Genomic DNA, 18650 nt, shown 5'->3' with positions numbered 1-18650 from the left:
GATCGCCCCCACAACCGGAAGCAAAACAGCCGCCGTGACTACACCACCCAGCGGGACATGACCCCCCGCCCTCCCCGAGCCTCAACGCCCGTCAGCGCCGCCCGGCCGGAAGCTGCGGAGCTCCCGGAAGTAGTGGGCCTCCGACCGCCCCTCGGGCAGTAGCGGCTCCACGCCCGTCAGCGTGAACCCCGCACGCTCAAGCACCGCCCGCGACCCCGCGTTGTCCGCGTACGTCGCCGCCCGCAGAGCAGTGAGCCCGTACTCCGCAGCAGCGACCCCGCACAACTGCCGTACCGCAGCCGTGGCGAGCCCGCGCCCCGTCGCGCCCTCGGCGATGCGATAGCCGAGCTCGGCCTCGCCGTCCGCCACGTCGACGAGATTGACCCGCCCGACGACAGCCCCGTCCCCGTCCACCAGGACGTGGAAGTGGCACAACCCAGCACCCTGTTCGGCCAGCAGCGCCGCGTGCCGCGCGTCGAACTCGGCGAAGTACGCGTCGCCTCGGTCAGGGACGGACTTCGCGAAGTACTCCCGGTTCTCGCGCTCGAAAGCGAGCAGGGCGGGAGCATGGTCGGGCCGCAGGCGTTGGAGTTCGGGCATGGCCGAACGCTAGCCCGCGGCCATGAAAGGCGCTCCGGGATTTCTGCCGACGCCGGCAGCGGCGTGATCGAACGTCTGCGTTGACAGGCGAACGCCCGATGCTTGTAATAGGGGCGGTGCCGCGTGGCGCCGGCCAATGAGCAGTGGGCCGGTCGGCGATCGGGCGAGCACCCTTCACCAAGGGATACGCCATGAGTTCATACTCCGCGCCCTGGACATGACGTAGCGCCTACCTCCGCACGTCATTCCCTCTCACACTTCACGACTTCACGACTTCACACGCCCCGGCAGCATTGCCGCACGGACGGCATGCCCACATCTCCCGGAGACGCAGAACCCGTATGCCCACGAACCGCACGTCCGAGAACCCTGCTCCCGCATCCTTCAACCAATCCGTCATCGATGAGTTCCGTGCCAACGGCGGCAAAGTCGGCGGCCCTTTCGAAGGCGGGAACCTGCTCCTGCTGACGACCACCGGCGCCAAGTCGGGGACCTCTCGGACCTCTCCCCTCGGCTATGTCCGCCACGGCGACTCGCTCCTGCTCGTAGGGTCCAACCTCGGCGGCCCCCGGCACCCCGACTGGTACCACAACCTCCTCGCCCACCCCGTGGTGACCGTCGAGATCGGCAGCCGGCAGTTCGAGGCCCTCGCCGTCCCCGCCGAAGGGGCTCGGCGTGACGAGTTGTTCGCGCACATCGTGAGGGAGGAGCCCGGATACGGCGAGTACCAGGACCGGACCACTCGGCTCCTGCCGGTCATCGTGCTGGAGCGCGCCGAGCCCGACGGCTGGGTGGCACCCCGCGAGATCCGTACCCTCGCCGACAAGCTCATGGAGGTCCACACCTGGCTACGGGACCAGTTGCGGCAGGTGAGGGCAGAGGTCGAGGCCCACTTCGCCGCACGCGAGGCCCACTCCGCCGCACGCGAAACTCACCGCGCCGCAGGCGAGGCTCACCCCGCCGCAGACGGTGGCGAGCCCCCGGCCCCCAGCCTCGGGCTACAGATCCGGCAGCGGTGTCTGGCCTTCTGCCAGGCGCTGGAGTTTCACCACGTCAGCGAGGACGCGCACCTGTTCCCGGGGATCGCCCAGTACCACCCGCACCTGGGCGACGTCTTCGACCGCCTTGCCAAGGAACACCGCACGGTCGCCCGCATCCAGAACGACCTGGTCACCCTCCTCTCCGGCATCGCCATCGCCGACCCGCAACGCTTCCGCGCCGAGCTGGAGGAGATGTCGACCGAGCTCAACGCCCACCTCGACTACGAGGAAGATTCCGTCCTCCCCCTCCTCGCGGACGTCCCGTGGCCACCGGCCGGCGGCCCGGCGGGCGAGAGGGAGTGATCAATCGCGGATCACTTCCACCGAGAGGGCCCGCGGATCCATCCGCACGTGCATCCGCTCTCCCGTCGCCGTGACCCGCGTCCGCACCTGTACCCCCTCCGGCAGGTCCGGGAGGACAGGGGTCACCCCGCACTCCGACCGCACCCTGTCCAGCAGTTCCCGCATCTCGTTCGGTGCGGGGCGGGTGGCGAGGTACCAGGCCGTGCCGTCGCCGTAGGGGTGGCGGGTCGCCGTGGGGGTGCCGTCGGGGGACCTTCGTACCGCCTCCGCGCCCTCCAAGTGGATCTCCTCAGACCACGTGCCGTCCGGGCGCGGGTCGAACTCCTCCACGCGGAGGCCCAGCAGCTCGCGGAACGGGGCCGGGTAGCCGCCCAGGTGGACGCGGTCGTGTTCGTCCGTGATCCCTGAGAAGTAGGACATGACCAGGGTGCCGCCCGCTCGTACGTAGGAGCAGATTCGTTCCGCGGTCTCTTTTGATACCGAGTAAAGGTTCGGGATCAGGAGCAGGCGGTACTCGGTCAAGTTTCCGTCCACGGGCAGGACATCGCAGGCCACCGACGCGTCGTACAGCGGCTTGTGGTGGGCCAGGGCCGCGTCCAGGAGCGTTACGTCCGCGCTCGGGTGCGCGTCCAGTTCCAGGGCCCACCAGCTGGGCCAGTCCAGGAGCAGCGCCGCGTCCGCCCGCTCGGGCGTCGAGCCGAGCAGCTCCGGGTATCCGGCCAGTTCCGCGCCCAGCTCCCGCACCTCGCGGAAGATCCGCGTCTCCCGGCCCCCGTGCGGCACCATCGCCGAGTGGAACTTCTCCGCGCCCCCGCGCGACTGCCGCCACTGGAAGAACAGCACGGAGTCCGCGCCGTGCGCCACCGCCTGCCAGCTGTCCAGGCGCATCCGGCCCGGCGGCTTCCTGCCGTTGCGCTCACGCCAGTTCACCGCGCCCGGCGCCTGCTCCAGGAGCAGCCAGGGCTGCCCGCCCTTCAGGCCGCGCATGACGTCGTACGAGAACGCCGTCCGGTGCAGCGCATCGGGGTCATGCGGGTCCGGATACGAGTCGTACGCCACCACGTCCAGATGCGGGGCCCACGCGAACAGGTCAAGGGTCTTCGCCACCGGGACGAAGTTCGTCGTCACCGGGATGTGCGGAGTGACGCGGGTGAGGATCTCCTTCTCCGCCAGGTAGCACTTCAGGAGTTCGTCCGACGAGAAGCGCCGGTAGTCCAGCTGCTGGGCCGGGTTGCGGAACGAAGGGGCCTTGCGCGGGGTGTGGATCTCCTCGAACGTGCCGTATCGCTGGGACCAGAAGTCCGTGGACCAGGCCTCGTTGAGGGCTCCTACCGTCCCGTACCGCTCGCGCAGCCACGTACGGAACGCCGCCGTCGACACCTCGCAGTGGCAGTGGCGCGAGATGTGGCAGCCGTATTCGTTGCCGATGTGCCAGAGCGCGAGGGCGGGGTGTGTGCCGTAGCGCGTGGCCAGGCGTTCCGTGAGGCGCACCGCGTGGCGGCGGTAGACCGGGCTCGACGGGCACCAGTGCTGGCGCGAGCCGGGGTGCAGGCGCGTGCCGTCTTCGAGGACCGGCAGGGTCTCCGGGTGGAGCCGCGTCAGCCACGGGGGCGGGGACGCCGTCATCGTGGCGAGGCTGACCGCCGTGCCCGCCTCTGCCAGGCGGTCCATGTGGCCGTCGAGCCAGGTGAAGTCGTACGCGCCGGGGGCCGGCTCCGTCTTCGCCCAGGAGAAGATGCCGAGCGTCACGAGGTTCACGCCCGCCTCGCGCATCAGCTCGGAGTCTTCGGCGTGGACCTCCGGGCCCCACTGCTCGGGGTTGTAATCACCCCCGTACCCCAGCGACGTAACCCGGTCATAGAAGTGACCGAGTCTCATCGCACTCCTCGATCTCTCGTGCGCCGCGCTCACCCCACACCCCTCGCCCCCTGCTCGGACCGCGCCGCGATCCCCCTGAAGTGGTCCGCCATCGCGCGCTGAGCCCGCTCCACGTCCCGCGCCCGCAGCGCCGTCACGATGTCCCGGTGCCTGCCCACCGTCACGTCCGGTGCCGGGTCACGCGCCCAACCCCGTACGCCCGCCACCCGGTTGAAGACGTTCCAGAAGGCGCCGAGCAGCTGCGGCACCAGTTCGTTGCCCAGGGAGCGGTAGAGCGTCTCGTGGAACTCGCGGTCGAGCTCAGGGAAGGCCGCGCCCCCGCCCGCCGACTCCTCCATCTTGCGTACCAGGGCCTCCAGTCGGCACAGCTCCTCGTCCGTGAGCCGCACCGCCACCCGGCGCACCAGGCCCTCCTCAAGGACCTCCCGGACCTGGAGGATCTCCGCCAGCGCGTGCGTGTCGTCGGAGAGTTGGAGCAGCGCCCGGAACGTGAGTCCGTCCGCCAGCGGTGTCAGCGACGCCTGCCCGACGTACGTCCCGTAGCCGTGTCTGATCTCCACGATGTCCAGGGCCTGGAGTGCCTTGAGGGCCTCGCGCACCGAGTTCCTGCTGACCCCGAGTTCCTCCGTCAGCTCGGTCTCGGTGGGCAGCAGCGCGCCCGGACGGAGTCTTCTGTCGAGGATCAATTGCATGATCTCGCGCTGGACTTGGCTGCCCACACGCCGTGCTCGGGCTGGCTCCTGAGGCATGCGGCACATCGTAGGCACGGATGACATCCCACGTCCCACCTCCGGACCAACATCGTTTGTGACCAGCCGAATTCGGATCCGTGCGCGATCTCTTGACCGGCCTTCCCGGCGCTCTTATGGTCACCACGCCACCATGACGTAGGACGTGGGATCTCTCAAGGGAGACACAGTGAGCGACGACAAGAGCAGCCTCGCCTCCACCGGACCCGCCCCCGACCGCCGGTCCTTCCTCAAGTACACCGGTGCGCTGGGCGCCGCCGCCGCCGTCACCACCACGCTCTCCGCCTGCTCGGGGCCCGAGTCCACGAACGAGGCCGGTGGGGGCGGCGAGGGCGGTGACTCCACCCTCACCGCCGTCATCGGCTATGGGAACGACGGCAGTTGGGACCCGACCCAGACCGCGTCCGCCTTCGCGATGGCCGGCAACGAGCACATCTACGAGGGCCTCCTCAACACGGACCCCATCACCCGCGAGCCCTACGCCGCGCTCGCCACGGAGATCCCCGCCGACGACAAGGCGACCACCTGGAAGTTCACGCTGCGGCCCGGCGCCAAGTGGCACGACGGCAAGCCCGTCACCGCCGACGACGTGGTCTTCGTCTTCGACCGCATCCTGGACCCGAAGACGCAGACCCTGGCCAAGGGCTTCTTCGAGAGCTGGCTGAAGGGGGTCAAGAAGGTCGACGCGACCTCCGTCGAGCTGACCCTGAAGTTCCCCTTCCCGGACGGCCTCGCGCGGCTCTCCCTCGCCAAGATCATGCCGAAGCACGTCTTCTCGAAGCCCGGCGCCTGGGACGACGCGACCAAGGGCAAGGCGGTCGGCTCGGGTCCGTACAAGCAGGCGTCGCACCACCCGAAGTCGAACACCACCTTCGAGGCCTTCGGCGACTACAACGGCCCGCGCAAGGCCGCCTTCAAGAAGATGAACTGGCTGACCATCGTGGACGCGGCTCCCCGCGTCGCGAAGATCTCCGGCGGCAGCGCGGACTCGGAGATCTCGGACAACATCCCGTACGCCAACATCGAGCAGCTGACGAAGGGCGGGCTGACCGTCGAGGGCGGGGCCGGGATGAACAACCTGTTCCTGATGTTCAACACCGCGCACAAGCCCTTCGACGACGTACGCGTGCGCCAGGCCCTGCACTACGCCATCGACACCGAGAAGATGATCGAGGTCGCGCTCAAGGGCCACGGCAAGGCGTCGACCTCGTTCCTCAACGAGTCCAACCCGGCCTACCGCCCCGCCAAGACGGTCTACGCGTACGACCCGAAGAAGGCGAAGGCGCTCCTGAAGGAGGCCGGGGTCAAGGACCTGTCGATCAACCTCATGGCGGTGAACGTGAGTTGGATCGTCGACTGCCTGCCGACCATCAAGGCCTCGTGGGACGCGATCGGCGTCAAGACGACCCTGGACCCGCAGGAGACCACGGCCGTCTTCACCAAGATGGACCAGAAGAAGGACTACCAGATCGTCGCGGCCGCATCGAACCCCAACCAGTTCGGCATCGACCCCGACCTGATCATGCACTACAACTACGGCCCCGAGAACCTGTGGATGGGCTACGCCCGCTGGGCGGACAACTCGGTCGCCAAGAAGCTCTTCAAGGACATGGACCAGGCGACGCGCGAGCCGGACGCGACCAAGAAGAAGGCCATGGTCCAGGACTACATCGACACCGTCGCCGAGCAGGCGGTGATCTACCCGGTCGTCCACAACGAGCTGATGACCGCCTGGGACCCGAAGAAGCTCACCGGTATCAAGGCCCAGCCCTACCCCGGCATCAATCTCCTCCAGGCCAAGTGGGCCGACTAGCCCCGCCAGCGCCCCGTCAGCACCGTCAGCACCGTCGTTGGGAGTCACCCAGACGTGACCGCGATCGTCAGAATCCTGGCCCGCCGACTCGCCCTGCTCGTCCCGCTCCTTCTCGGCATCGTCCTGTTCGTCTTCCTCGTCATGCGATTCTCGGACGTCGATCCGGCGTCCGCGTTCTTCCAGGGCGCCAATCCGACGCCGGAGCAGCTGCACGAGTTCCGTGAGGAGAACGGCCTGCTCGATCCGCTGCCGGTGCGCTATGCCGCCTTCGTCGGCGATCTGGTGCAGGGCGACATGGGCATCAGCGTGCTCACCCGCTCACCGGTGGTGGAGCAGGTCACCACCGCGCTCCCGCTCACCCTGCAACTGACCTTCATGGGGCTCGGCATCGCGGTGGTCATCTCGCTGCTGCTCGGCGTGACCGCCGCGATCTACCGCGACCGGCTGCCCGACCAGATCATCCGCGTCATCTCGCTGACCGGCGTGGCGGCCCCCGGTTTCTGGCTGGCGCTGCTCATGATCCAGTACCTGGCGGTGGAGGCGGGCTGGTTCCCCACCGGCGGATACGTCAACCCCGGCGACTCCTTCACCGGCTGGCTGAAGACCATGACGCTCCCCGCTCTCGCGCTCTCGCTGCCCGTGGCCGCCGGGCTCACGCGCATCATCCGTACCGCCGTGGTCGAGGAGCTCGACAAGGACTACGTACGGACGGCGATCGGCAGCGGTCTGCCGCCGGTCGTGGTCGTCGGCCGCAACGTCCTGCGCAACGCCCTCATCAACCCGCTGACCGTGCTCGGCCTGCGCGTCGGCTATCTGCTCGGCGGCGCGGTCGTCATCGAGACGATCTTCTCGCTGCCCGGCATGGGGAAGCTGATGATCGACGCCGTGAAGAACGGCGACCCGGCCGTCGTCCAGGGGGTCGTCATCACGACGGCCGTCGGGTTCGTGGTCGTGAACCTGGTCCTGGACATCCTCCACCTGCTGGTCAATCCGCGCCTGAGGGGGGCCGCCTGATGATCATGTCTCGCAAGGCCGCGACCGAGCGGCTCGCGCGGCCCGGCATCCGGCTGCGCTCACTGAGCCGCCTCCCCGTCCTTTCCCGTATCGCGGTGGGCGTCGTGGGCGTGGTCGTCCTGGTGGCGCTCTTCGCGCCGCTGCTCGCCCCGCACGACCCGCTCGACCAGCAGCCGCAGGTGGACGGCACGGGACACCCGTCGGCCGACCACTGGATGGGCCAGGACAGCCTCGGCAGGGACATCCTGAGCCGGCTGATGTACGGGGCGCGCTGGTCCCTGGCGATCGGGCTCGGGGCGACACTGCTCGCCCTGATCGTCGGCGCGGTGCTCGGCGCGATCGCGGCGACCTCGCGCAAGGCGGTCGACGAGTCGCTGATGCGGTGCCTGGACATCGTCATGGCGTTTCCCGGCATCGCGCTCGCCGCCGTGCTCGTGGCGGTCTTCGGGGGCGGCATCGTCGTCCTGATCTGCGCCATCGCGTTCCTGTTCACACCACCGATCGCGCGGGTCGTGCGGGCGAACGTGATGGATCAGTACGGCGAGGACTACGTCGTCGCCGAACGCATCGTCGGCGCGCGCACCCCGCACATCCTGATCAAGCACGTGGCCATCAACTGCGCGGCGCCGATCCTGGTGTTCTGCACGGTGCAGGTCGCCGAGGCCATCGTCTTCGAGGCCTCGCTGTCGTTCATCGGCGCGGGCGTACGGCCTCCGGACCCGTCCTGGGGCAGCGTCATCGCCGACGGCAAGAACATGGTGCTGCTCGGCGGCTGGTGGGCGACGGTCTTCCCCGGCCTCCTGATGCTGGTCACGGTCCTCGCCCTGAACATCCTCTCCGAGGGCGTGTCGGACGCGTGGGCGGCGCCCGCGACGCGCGACATGCCGGGCGCGGCCCGCCCAGAAAACCGCGAGGACCGGAAGGACCCGCTCGAAGCTCCCGAGCCGGGCAGCGGCGAGGTCCTTCAGCTGCCGGGCCTGACGGAGGCGGCCCGGCGCCTGCGCTCGCGCGCCCGCCCCCTGCCGGAGGGGGAGCCGGTGCTCACCGTCTCCGATCTCGCGATCGGCTTCGAAGCCCGGCACGGCGGCGTTGACATCGTCGACGGCATCAGTTTCCACGTACGACCGGGTGAAGTGCTCGGCCTGGTCGGCGAGTCGGGCTGCGGCAAATCTCTTACGGCGCTGACCGTGATGGGCCTGGAGCCGAAGGGTGCCAGGGTCAGCGGTGAAGTCCTCTTCGACGGGCAGCAGCTGCTCGGCATGCCGATGCGCACCCGCAGGCGGCTCCTCGGCCACGACATGGCGATGATCTACCAGGACGCCCTGTCGTCCCTGAACCCCGCGATGACGGTCCGCGCCCAGCTCAAACAGGTCGTACGAAGAGGAGGGCGCCGCACGTCGGTCGAGCTCCTCGAACTGGTCGGCCTCGACCCGGAGCGCACCCTGCGCAGCTACCCGCACGAGCTCTCCGGCGGCCAGCGCCAGCGCGTCCTGATCGCGATGGCGCTCTCCCGCGACCCGAAACTGATCGTCGCGGACGAGCCGACGACGGCCCTGGACGTCACGGTCCAGGCCCAGGTCATCCAGCTCCTCCTGCGGCTGCGCGAGGAGCTGGGCTTCGCCCTGATCCTCGTCTCGCACGACCTGGCCCTCGTCGCCGACGTCACCGACCGGGTGGTGGTGATGTACGGCGGCCAGATCGTCGAGACGGGCGTGACGGCGGACCTAGTCGAGGCGCCGTCGCACCACTACACGCGCGGCCTGCTCGGCTCGGTGCTCTCGCTCGAATCGGCGGCGGAACGCCTGACCCAGATCAAGGGCGTCGTGCCCTCGCCCGCCGACTTCCCCGCGGGCTGCCGCTTCGCGGACCGCTGCCCGCTCGCGAGCGAGGTCTGCCGCACGACGGCCCCCGAACTCGTCGGCGGACCACGGCACTCGATCGCCTGCCACCATCCGGCGGAGCAGCCGCCGAGCGTGCCGGAGCCCAGGGGAAGCGAGGCCCTCAAATGACCGCCGAAAAGCCCGGTGACCTGATCTCTCTCAAGGACGCGCACGTCGTGCACCGGGCGCGCTCGGGCGGACTGTTCTCGCGTGACCGGGTCTATGCCCTGACCGGCGCCGATCTGACCATCGCGGCCGGCGAGACCGTGGGCGTGGTGGGCGAGTCGGGGTGCGGGAAGTCGACGCTGGCGAAGGTGCTGGTGGGGGTGCAGCGGCCCACGTCCGGCTCGGTGTCGTTCCGGGGGCGGGACCTGTGGGCGATGCGGCCGGCCGAGCGGCGGGCCGCGATCGGCAGGAACACCGGCATGATCTTCCAGGACCCGTCGACGGCGCTGAACCGCAGGCTGACGGTGAGGCAGATCCTCCGCGACCCCCTGGACGTCCACCGGATGGGACCGGCGTCCCAACGCGACTCCCGCGTGCGCGAGTTGATGTCTCTGGTGGGCCTGCCCACGGTGCTTGCGGACGGGCTGCCCGGCCAGCTGTCGGGCGGGCAGCGCCAACGCGTGGCGATCGCCCGCGCGCTGGCGCTCGAACCGGAGTTGGTGGTGGCGGACGAGCCGACGAGCGCGCTCGACGTCTCCGTGCGCGCCCAGATCCTCAACCTCCTCCTTGACCTGAAGGAGCGGCTCGGTCTGGCCCTCGTCTTCGTCTCGCACGACATCCAGACGGTACGCAGGATGAGCGACCGGGTCATCACGATGTATCTGGGCAGGATCGTGGAGGAGTCCCCGGCGGAGGAGATCCTGGACCGGGCACGCCACCCGTACACCCGGGCGCTCTTCTCCGCGACACCCGGCCTCCTCGACCCCATCGACCCGATCCCGCTCGTCGGCCCGGTGCCGTCGGCCACGCGACCGCCGAGCGGCTGCCCGTTCCGTACGAGGTGCTGGAAGGCGGACGAAGCCTGCGCCGCCGCCATGCCCGACTTCGCCTCTACGGAAGGATCAGGACACCGCTACCGCTGCCACCACCCCGTGCGGGACGGCCAGTCCACGCACGAGCTAGTGATCCAGTCCGCCGCCACGGACGCGAGCCCCAGGGAGAATCCATGACCATGCCCACCCCGCTGACCGGTGTCGTACCCCCCGTCTGCACTCCCCTGACACCGGAGCGCGAGGTGGACACGGCGTCACTCGTGAGGCTGGTCGACCATCTGGTGTCGGGCGGGGTGGACGGCCTGTTCGTGCTCGGTTCGTCGTCGGAGACGGCGTACCTGACGGACGGGCAGCGGAAGGTCGTGATCGACACCGTGGCGGGCCATGTGGGCGGCCAGCTCCCGGTCCTGGCGGGGGCGATCGACATGACGACGCCGCGGGCCCTCGACCAGGTGCGTGCGGTGACGGCCGCGGGGGCGGACGGGGTGGTGGTGACGGCGCCCTTCTACACGCGCACCCATCCGGCGGAGGTGGCGCGCCACTTCCGTCTGGTGGCGGCGGGCTCTCCGGTACCGGTCTTCGCGTACGACCTCCCTGTCTCGGTCCACTCCAAGCTGACCGCGGAACTGGTCCTGGACCTGGCCGCGGAGGGTGTCCTTGCCGGGCTCAAGGACTCCAGCGGGGACGAGGGGAACTTCCGGGAGGCGGTGCTCGGCGCGCGGGGGCGGGCGGATGTGCCGGGGTTCAGCGTGCTCACGGGTTCGGAGACGGTGGTGGACGCGGCGCTGTGGATGGGGGCGGACGGGGTGGTGCCGGGCCTGGGGAACGTGGACCCGGAGGGGTATGCGCGGCTCTACCGCTACTGCCGGGAGGGGGAGTGGGCGTTGGCGCGGGCCGAGCAGGAGCGGCTGTGCGGGTTGTTCGGGATGGTGCGGGTGGGGGACGCGGGGCGGATGGGGGGTAGTTCGTCGGCGCTGGGGGCGTTCAAGGCCGCGCTGTTCTTGCGGGGGGTGATCGCCTGTCCGGCGACCGCGGAGCCGCAGGTGCCGCTCTCCTCCGGAGAGGTTGAGCGGGTGGGGAAGTTTTTGGCGGGGGCGGGGTTGTTGTAGGGGTTTTCGCCGACGCGGGGGCCTTGCGCGCACCGCCATCACCGGCTCCGCCGAGTTCGTCCTCAAACTCCCCCAAGCTCTTAAAGAGCAGGGGGGACCCCCACGACGGGCTAAATCTTCCAGCCTGTCCGGCGTTTGAGGACATCTTGTCGGGGGTCCAGGGAGCGGAGCCCCTTGGTTTCGGGAAGGGGCGGGATTGGGGAGAGCCCCGTAGGGACCGCCCCTACCCACCCCCCTCCACCCCCGGCCGCACCAACCCCGACTCATAGGCCACGATCACCAACTGCGCCCGGTCCCTGGTCCCCAGCTTGCCCATGATCCGGCTGACATGGGTCTTCGCGGTCAAAGGGCTCAGCCCCAGCGTCTCCGCGATCTCGGAATTGTTCAGGCCCCGCGCCACCAGCGAAAGAACCTGCCGCTCCCGCTCCGAAAGCCCCTCGGGGCCGCCCTCCCCCGCAGCCGCGGGCTCCGGCGCGCGCAGTACGCGGGCGATCAGCCGGGAGGTGGGACCGGGCGAAAGCAGCGCGTCCCCCGCCGCCACGGTACGGATCGCCTCCAGCAGCTCCGCCGGCTTCGTGTCCTTCACCAAGAACCCCGAAGCGCCGGCCCGCAACGCGTCGACGACATGCTCGTCCGTGTCGTACGTCGTCAGCATCAGGACCTTCACCCCGGCAAGATCCTCGTCCCGCGCCAGGAGCCGCGTCGCCTCGATCCCGTTCAGGTCCGGCATCCGGATGTCCATGACGATGAGATCGGCACGCTCCGAGCGGGCGAGATCGACCGCCGCCCGCCCGGTGCCCGCCTGCCCCACCACCTCCATGTCCGCGGCGGATTCGACCAGCATCGCGAAGGCCGCCCTGACCAGGGTCTGATCATCGGCAAGCAGCACACGAATCGTCACAGCACAGTCCCCCCGGCCGCCAGCGGCAGCACAGCCGACACTCCGAATCCCCCGCCCTCCCGAGGCCCCGCCTCCAACGTTCCCCCCACGCTCCGTGCCCGCTCCCGCATCCCCACAAGTCCGAACCCCGGCGTGTGCGAGGGCTCCGCGACGGCTCGCCCGTCGTCCGTGACACTCACCCGCAGCGCCGCGCCCTCCTCCCGTATCCCCACCCGGATGGTGAGCCCCGGACCGCCGTGGCGCACCGCGTTGGTCAGCGCCTCCTGCACGATGCGGTAGGCCGCCGCACCCACGGCGGGCGGCGCGCCGACGTCCCGTACCGCGAGTTCGACCTCGGCCCCCGACGTACGTGCCGCCGCCGCCAGATCAGCGAGGCCGTCCAGCCCCGGCAGCGGGCCCCGCGTCTCGTCGGCCTCGACCCCGCCGGGGCCTGCCGCCCTGAGCACCTGCAACGTGGCCCGGAGTTCCCCCCGCGCCGCACGGCAGGTGTCGGCGATGTCGTCCAGGGCCTTGGCCACCGCGGCCCGGTCAAGGCGCTCCGGATCGGCGGCGAGGACGTGCGCCGCGACGGACGTCTGGACGCCGACCAGGGTGATGCTGTGCGCGAGCAGATCGTGCAGGTCACGGGCGACCCGCAGCCGCTCCTCGGCGACCCGCCGCCTGGCCTCCTCCTCGCGCGTACGCTCCGCCCGCTCGGCGCGCTCCAGTACGGAGGCGACGTACTGACGGTGGATGCGCACGTACACGCCGAGCAGCAGCACGGAGACGATCCAGCCGGAGATCCTGAGGACCTCGGTCACCTGGTGCGGCTCCATGCTCGCGTTGACGGTCAGCGTGACGCCGACGACGAGGACGCCGGTGATCAGGGCGCGGCGCGGGCGCCCCGACACGGCCACGGTGTAGAGCGCGACCATGCCCACCGGGACGGCGGCCGTGTGCGTGTAGTCGGTGGCGTGGTACGGCGCGACGAAGGCGATGACGGCGAGCAGCACGAGCAGCGGACGGCTCCGCCGCCACACGAGCGGCACGTGCGCGCAGAGCAGCAGGGTCCACCCGAGCAGATCGGGCCGCCGCCCGTCCTCGAAGAAAACGGCGAGCACGGCGGAAAGCACCGCGAGCGCCGCGGCGAACAGCGCGTCGTCGCGCAGGGCGCGGCGGCTGCCGGGCGCGGCCCTGCCGAAGGCGGGCAGGCCGGGCGGCGCGGACGCCCTCTGGTGAACCTGCGGTGTGTCCCCCACGGCTGCATCCTCCCGTACGTGGGTGCCCCTCCGGAATCGAAGGGGCACCCTGAGGCGTTCAGAGGCCAACGGTCAAGAGGCGCTGACCCGTTGCGGCTCGGGCTCCGGAGTCCGGCCTTCTGCCGCCGCCGGGCGGGAGAGGCTCCCCGGCCACCACACCTTGCGCCCGAGCGCCACACTCGCGCTCGTCACCAGGTACGTCCGGACCAGGAACGTGTCGAGGAGCACCCCGATCGCGATCACGAAGCCCAGCTCGACCAGCGCCACCAGCGGCATGTTGGTGAGCACCGCGAACGTCGCGGCGAGGACGAGGCCCGCCGAGGCGATGACGCCGCCGGTCGTGCGCAGCGCGGTCAGTGCGGCGTCCCCTGGCTCGGCCCCGGCGAGGGACTCCTCCCGCATGCGGTGCATCAGGAAGATGCCGTAGTCGACGCCCAGTGCGACGAGGAAGACGAAGGAGAGGAGGCCGAGGCCGGGGTCCGTGCCCTCGAAGCCGAAGATCGGCTCGAAGACCAGGCCCGCGATGCCGAGGGAGGCGCCCCACACCGCGACCACCGCGGCGAGCAGCATCAGCGGCGCGACGAGTGACCGCAGCAGGGCGACCAGGATGAGCATCACGGCCGCGAGGACCAGCGGCACGATGATCAGGCGGTCACGCTCGTTCGTGTCCTTCAGGTCGAGTTGCTGGGCGCTGGATCCGCCGACGTACGAGCCGTCCAGATCCGCGCGCAGCGCCTTGATCGTCGCCGTCTCCCCCGCCGACTCGGGCGCGGACGCCGCGATGACGGAGATCTCCGTCCAGCCCTTCGCCGTACGCCCCTTCTCCGCGCTGTCCACGCCCTTCGTGCCCTCGATGCCGGCGAGGGTCGCGGTGGCGCGGTCTTCGGGGGTCATCACGGTGATGGGCTGGGCGCCGCGTTCGGGGTAGGCCTCGGCGAGGGTCTGCATCGCGGCGACGGAGTCGGGCGTCTTGGTGAAGGAGTCCTCCTGCTTCAGCGCGCCCGGCAGGTTCAGCGTCCCCAGGGCGAGCGCGCCGAGCAGCACGGCGCCGCCCGCGAGCACGGTCAGGGGCCTGCGCCCCGCCGAGCTGCCCATCATGGAGAAGAGGCTGCGCCGCTGCTTCGGCAGGCTGCCGAAGGCGGGTACGAGGGGCCAGAACACGCGCCGTCCGAGCAGGATCAGGAGCGCGGGCAGCAGCGTCAGCATCGCGACGAGCGCGCACAGCACGCCGACCGTGCCCAGCGGGCCCATGCCCCGGCTGCTGTTGAGGTCGGCGGCGAGCAGGCACAGGAGGCCTGCCGCGACCGTCCCCGACGAGGCGAGCACGGCGGGGCCGCAGCCCTTGAGCGCGGCGACCATCGCGTCGTAGGGCCGTTCGATCCTGCGCAGCTCTTCGCGGTAGCGGGCGACGATGAGCAGTGCGTAGTCCGTGCCCGCGCCGAAGACGAGGATCGTCATCACGCCGCCGCTCTGGCCGGTGACGGACGTACCGAAGCCTTCGTGCAGTCCGTAGGCGACGCCCATCGCCAGGTAGTCGGCGACGCCTGCCACGGCGAGCGGGACGAGCCACAGGAAGGGGCTGCGGTAGATGAGGATCAGGAGGAGCGCGACCACGCCGGCGGTGGTGTAGAGCAGGGGCCCGCCGAGGGAGTCGTAGACCTTGCCCGCGTCGGTGTCGAGCGCCCCCGAGCCGCCCACGTCGACGCTCAACCCGCCTCCGCCGTGGGCGATTTCGCGTACGTCGTCGACGAGCGCGTCCCTGGCCTTCTCGTCCTGTCCCGGCTCGGTGCTGGCCACGGGGTACATCAGCGTGGTGCCGTCCCCGGCCGGTACGGCGCGCGGGGCGGAGGTCAGCTTGTGGGCCTGCGCGATCTCGGCGACCTGGGCGGCGGCCGTCTCGCGGTCGGCGGCGGTCAGGCCGCCGTCACGGTGGTAGACGAGCACCAGCTCGGTGGCCTCGCCGCCCGGCAACCGGTCCTGTATCTCGGCCACTTGGGTGGAGTCGGCGCTCGCGGGGAGGTAGTCGACGACGCGGTCCTGCTGGGCGTCCTCGAATTTCGACGCGAAGGGCCCGGCGAGCGCGATGACGCCGATCCACAGGGCGAGGAACACCCAGGGCACGGCTCGTCGCCGTCGTGCGGTGGTCTGTTCGGCCCGCATGACGGGCCTCCTTCCGGCAGGCTGGCAGGTTCGGTGCCAACCCTTCCGGAGGGGGCCGCGCGAGCCGTCGGGCGCGAGGGCGAGTTGTCGCGTACGACGCGGGGAGGCGAGGGGGCCGCGTTACTCCCGCGGGAGTACGGCGATGCGGCCCGCCCGGGACCCGGCGGCGGTCAGAAGTGCGTGGTCCGTGCCGCCACCATCAGCCGCGTCACCTCGTCGGCGCCGATGGTCAGCGCGTCGCCCGCGGTGGCGAGCACCTCGCGCTCGGCGGGGGTGTACGGGCCGTCGGCGAGCGCGATCCGCGCGCCCTGGATGAGCAGCGCCTCACGTCCGGCCGGGGCGAGGTGCGGGGCCAGCGGGCCGAGCGCCTCGTGCAGCTCTATGGCGAGCCCGGGCCCGCAGTCCGGCACGGTCGCGCGGCCGGTGTCGGCGGCGAGCGCCTCGACGAGCGCGACGAGCTGTTCCTCGCAGGCGTCGTCGAAGCCGGCGCCGCGCAGGGCGCCGACGGCCGCGTCGAGCGTCGTGCGCGAGGAGGTGCCGCCCGCGGCGAGGATCGCGAGCACGACGGTGTGCACGGCATCGCGCACCATGGCCGAAAGCCGCGTGGTCGTCGGGTGGTCGAGGACGTCCGTGCCGAAGTGGTCGCCGCAGGCGGCGCACTCGACGATCGGTCCGGCGGCGCCGCGCGGCAGGACCGGGAGACCGAGCAGGACGAAGCGGCGACGGCCGGTCCGGCGCTGGTAGTTGCGGTCACCGCCGCAGCCGGGGCAGAAGAACTCGCCGTCCCCGACGGTGGTCCAGGCCGTATGCACGCCGATCACACGCCTTCGCAGGACTCGCCCGCGCGAAACGGGCGTGGCGAAAATGCGGGATTCCCGGCCGTTTCGTTCCCGATCTGGCAGCACCACGCACCTCCGTAACGCCCCGGCGACATTGCCGTGTTGGGCGTGATGTTAGCCACATTGTTGATGTGACGTCAGCACCCCGGGCCAGAGATGGCCGGTAGACGTCCTGGACACGGGGGCACGCAAAAGCGCCGAACGGACCCATTCGAGCCCGTCCGGCGCTTGCGCGGTGCGTGTTTCCGGCGTGCGGCGCTGGTCAGCGAGCCGCGCGGTTGACCGCGGAAACAGCGGCCTTCAGCGACGCCCGTGTCGTATTCGCGTCGATACCGATGCCCCACAGCACCTTGTCGCCGATCGCGCACTCGATGTACGACGCGGCCTGCGCGGAGGCTCCCTCGCTCATCGTGTGCTCCTGGTAGTCCAGGAGCCGTACGTCGATGCCGATGCCCTGCAGGGCGTGGAAGAACGCCGAGATCGGGCCGTTGCCGGTGCCGGTCAGGACCGTGTCCTGGCCGTCGACCGTCGCCTCGACGGTCAGCGTGTCCGTGCCGTCCTTGTCGGTGGTCGTCTGGCCGTTCTTGACCTGGATGCGGCCCCACGGGTTGGCGGGGTTGGGCAGGTACTCGTCCTGGAAGATGTCCCAGATCGCGTCCGGCGTGACCTCGCCGCCCTCGGTGTCGGTCTTCGTCTGGATGATCTTGGAGAACTCGACCTGCATGCGGCGCGGCAGGTCCAGGCTGTGGTCGTTCTGCAGGACGTAGGCGATGCCGCCCTTGCCGGACTGCGAGTTGACGCGGATCACGGCCTCGTACGAACGGCCGACGTCCTTGGGGTCGATGGGCAGGTACGGGACGGCCCACTCGATCTCGTCGACCGTCTTGCCCTGCTGCTCGGCCCGGATGCCCATGGCCTCGAAGCCCTTCTTGATGGCGTCCTGGTGGGAGCCGGAGAAGGCGGTGTAGACGAGGTCGCCCGCGTACGGGTGGCGGGGGTGGATCTCCATCTGGTTGCAGTACTCGGCGGTGCGGCGGATCTCGTCGATGTCCGAGAAGTCGATCTGCGGGTCGACCCCCTGCGAGAAGAGGTTCATGCCCAGCGTGACCAGGTCGACGTTGCCGGTGCGCTCGCCCTGGCCGAACAGGCAGCCCTCGATGCGGTCGGCGCCGGCCATGATGGCCAGTTCGGCGGCGGCGACGGCGGTGCCGCGGTCGTTGTGCGGGTGGACGGACAGGCACACGTGCTCGCGCCGGGTCAGGTTCCGGGACATCCACTCGAAGCGGTCCGCGTGGGTGGAGGGCGTCGAGCGCTCGACCGTGGCGGGCAGGTTGAGGATGATCTCGCGGCCCTCGGCGGGCTGCCATACGTCACAGACGGCCTCGCAGACCTCCAGGGCGAAGTCCAGCTCCGTGTCCGTGAAGATCTCGGGGCTGTACTGGTAGCCGAAGACCGTCTCGGGGCCCAGCAGCTTCTCGGCGTACTCCATGACCAGGCGCGTGCCGTCGACGGCGATCTGCTTGACCGCGTCCTTCGAGCCGCGGAAGACGACCTCGCGCCAGACGGGCGCGGTCGCGTTGTACAGGTGGACGGTCGCGCGCTTGGCGCCGACCAGCGACTCGACGGTGCGGGCGATCAGCTCCTCACGGGCCTGCGTCAGCACGGAGATCGTCACGTCGTCCGGGATCGCGCCGTCCTCGATGATCGACCGTACGAAATCGAAGTCCGTCTGGCCCGAGGAGGGGAAACCGACCTCGATCTCCTTGTAGCCCATGCGGACGAGCAGGTCGAACATCTCGCGCTTGCGCGCCGGGGACATGGGGTCGATCAGCGCCTGGTTGCCGTCACGCAGGTCCGTGGAGAGCCAGCGGGGAGCGACCGTGATGCGGTTGTCCGGCCACGTGCGGTCGGGGATGTCGACCTGGTCGTACTGGCCGTACTTGTGGACCGGCATGGAAGTGGCACGCTGCAGATTGGGCTTGATCGCCATAATGCGGGGGCTCCTCGGGAGTGTCCTTAAGGACGGCCGACGGTCGCTGTGCGAGCAACACCGAACTCCGCGGGGAGGGGGTCGGCCTCGACTACAGGCCCTCGCCGCGGCAGCTAAGGAGAAGCAGCCCGTAACGCA

14 protein-coding genes are annotated in these 18650 nt (G+C 70.4%); 6 read left to right on the top strand and 8 right to left on the bottom strand.

The window, feature by feature from the left end; translation table 11 throughout:
* Window positions 1-81: 81 nt before the first annotated feature.
* A complete protein-coding gene (locus IE226_RS09185) occupies window positions 82-600 on the bottom strand; it encodes a GNAT family N-acetyltransferase (RefSeq protein ID WP_190080520.1) in 519 nt (172 codons plus the stop codon).
* 341 nt (window positions 601-941) lie between these two features.
* Between IE226_RS09185 and IE226_RS09180 the strand changes: the two genes are divergently transcribed.
* On the top strand, window positions 942-1943 hold the full coding sequence (locus IE226_RS09180) for a nitroreductase/quinone reductase family protein (protein WP_190080519.1): 1002 nt from the start codon (window positions 942-944) through the stop codon (window positions 1941-1943).
* On the opposite strand, the gene IE226_RS09175 is transcribed toward IE226_RS09180, so the two are convergent.
* Together IE226_RS09175 and IE226_RS09170 are read right to left on the bottom strand one after the other, a co-directional pair.
* On the bottom strand, window positions 1944-3821 hold the full coding sequence (locus IE226_RS09175) for a beta-galactosidase (protein ID WP_190080518.1): 1878 nt from the start codon (window positions 3819-3821) through the stop codon (window positions 1944-1946).
* A gap of 29 nt (window positions 3822-3850) precedes the next feature.
* Complete coding sequence (locus IE226_RS09170) at window positions 3851-4579, bottom strand: FadR/GntR family transcriptional regulator (protein WP_190080579.1); 729 nt, start codon at window positions 4577-4579, stop codon at window positions 3851-3853.
* A gap of 160 nt (window positions 4580-4739) precedes the next feature.
* Between IE226_RS09170 and IE226_RS09165 the strand changes: the two genes are divergently transcribed.
* Genes IE226_RS09165 through IE226_RS09145 form a run of 5 tightly spaced genes read left to right on the top strand, consistent with a single transcriptional unit; the run spans window position 4740 to window position 11384 of the window.
* A complete protein-coding gene (locus IE226_RS09165; RefSeq protein ID WP_190080517.1) occupies window positions 4740-6383 on the top strand; it encodes an ABC transporter substrate-binding protein in 1644 nt (547 codons plus the stop codon).
* Window positions 6384-6437: 54 nt separating this feature from the next.
* Window positions 6438-7397, top strand: coding sequence for an ABC transporter permease (locus IE226_RS09160; RefSeq protein ID WP_190080516.1), 960 nt, complete (start codon window positions 6438-6440; stop codon window positions 7395-7397).
* Window positions 7397-9406 carry a dipeptide/oligopeptide/nickel ABC transporter permease/ATP-binding protein gene (locus IE226_RS09155; protein WP_190080515.1) on the top strand — a complete coding sequence of 670 codons (2010 nt, stop codon included), beginning with the start codon at window positions 7397-7399 and terminating at the stop codon, window positions 9404-9406. Before IE226_RS09160 ends, IE226_RS09155 begins: the two co-directional genes overlap by 1 nt.
* Window positions 9403-10452: an oligopeptide/dipeptide ABC transporter ATP-binding protein gene (locus tag IE226_RS09150; RefSeq protein ID WP_190080514.1), complete on the top strand. Its 1050-nt coding sequence runs from the start codon at window positions 9403-9405 to the stop codon at window positions 10450-10452. Before IE226_RS09155 ends, IE226_RS09150 begins: the two co-directional genes overlap by 4 nt.
* A complete protein-coding gene (locus IE226_RS09145) occupies window positions 10449-11384 on the top strand; it encodes a dihydrodipicolinate synthase family protein (RefSeq protein ID WP_190080513.1) in 936 nt (311 codons plus the stop codon). Before IE226_RS09150 ends, IE226_RS09145 begins: the two co-directional genes overlap by 4 nt.
* Window positions 11385-11607: 223 nt before the next feature.
* On the opposite strand, the gene IE226_RS09140 is transcribed toward IE226_RS09145, so the two are convergent.
* The 5 genes from IE226_RS09140 to leuA form a co-directional block, all read right to left on the bottom strand.
* Window positions 11608-12285, bottom strand: coding sequence for a response regulator (locus IE226_RS09140; RefSeq protein WP_190080512.1), 678 nt, complete (start codon window positions 12283-12285; stop codon window positions 11608-11610).
* Entirely contained in the window at window positions 12282-13523 is a 1242-nt protein-coding gene (locus tag IE226_RS09135) for a sensor histidine kinase (protein WP_190080511.1), read from the bottom strand. The genes IE226_RS09140 and IE226_RS09135 overlap by 4 nt, the downstream gene beginning before the upstream one ends.
* Window positions 13524-13595: 72 nt before the next feature.
* Window positions 13596-15683, bottom strand: coding sequence for an MMPL family transporter (locus tag IE226_RS09130; RefSeq protein ID WP_190080510.1), 2088 nt, complete (start codon window positions 15681-15683; stop codon window positions 13596-13598).
* Window positions 15684-15853: 170 nt separating this feature from the next.
* Window positions 15854-16588: a TerB family tellurite resistance protein gene (locus IE226_RS09125; protein WP_190080578.1), complete on the bottom strand. Its 735-nt coding sequence runs from the start codon at window positions 16586-16588 to the stop codon at window positions 15854-15856.
* Between the two features lie 196 nt (window positions 16589-16784).
* The gene (gene leuA / locus IE226_RS09120; protein WP_190080509.1) at window positions 16785-18512 is read right to left on the bottom strand and encodes a 2-isopropylmalate synthase; all 1728 of its coding nucleotides are present in this window, start codon (window positions 18510-18512) and stop codon (window positions 16785-16787) included.
* Between the last annotated feature and the right edge of the window lie 138 nt (window positions 18513-18650).

Source organism: Streptomyces longisporoflavus (assembly GCF_014649775.1).
Taxonomy (GTDB): Bacteria; Actinomycetota; Actinomycetes; order Streptomycetales; family Streptomycetaceae; genus Streptomyces; species Streptomyces longisporoflavus.
Note: the sequence above shows the minus strand (reverse complement) of the source record. Positions and strands in the feature narration are given on the sequence as shown.

Excerpts from the sequence above, each read along its gene's own strand:
- IE226_RS09130 (WP_190080510.1), bottom strand. The coding sequence starts at position 15,683 with ATGCGGGCCGAACAGACCACCGCACGACGGCGACGAGCCGTGCCCTGG.
- leuA (WP_190080509.1), bottom strand. The coding sequence starts at position 18,512 with ATGGCGATCAAGCCCAATCTGCAGCGTGCCACTTCCATGCCGGTCCAC.
- IE226_RS09145 (WP_190080513.1), top strand. The coding sequence starts at position 10,449 with ATGACCATGCCCACCCCGCTGACCGGTGTCGTACCCCCCGTCTGCACT.
- IE226_RS09175 (WP_190080518.1), bottom strand. The coding sequence starts at position 3,821 with ATGAGACTCGGTCACTTCTATGACCGGGTTACGTCGCTGGGGTACGGG.
- IE226_RS09155 (WP_190080515.1), top strand. The coding sequence starts at position 7,397 with ATGATCATGTCTCGCAAGGCCGCGACCGAGCGGCTCGCGCGGCCCGGC.
- IE226_RS09150 (WP_190080514.1), top strand. The coding sequence starts at position 9,403 with ATGACCGCCGAAAAGCCCGGTGACCTGATCTCTCTCAAGGACGCGCAC.
- IE226_RS09170 (WP_190080579.1), bottom strand. The coding sequence starts at position 4,579 with ATGTGCCGCATGCCTCAGGAGCCAGCCCGAGCACGGCGTGTGGGCAGC.
- IE226_RS09185 (WP_190080520.1), bottom strand. The coding sequence starts at position 600 with ATGCCCGAACTCCAACGCCTGCGGCCCGACCATGCTCCCGCCCTGCTC.
- IE226_RS09180 (WP_190080519.1), top strand. The coding sequence starts at position 942 with ATGCCCACGAACCGCACGTCCGAGAACCCTGCTCCCGCATCCTTCAAC.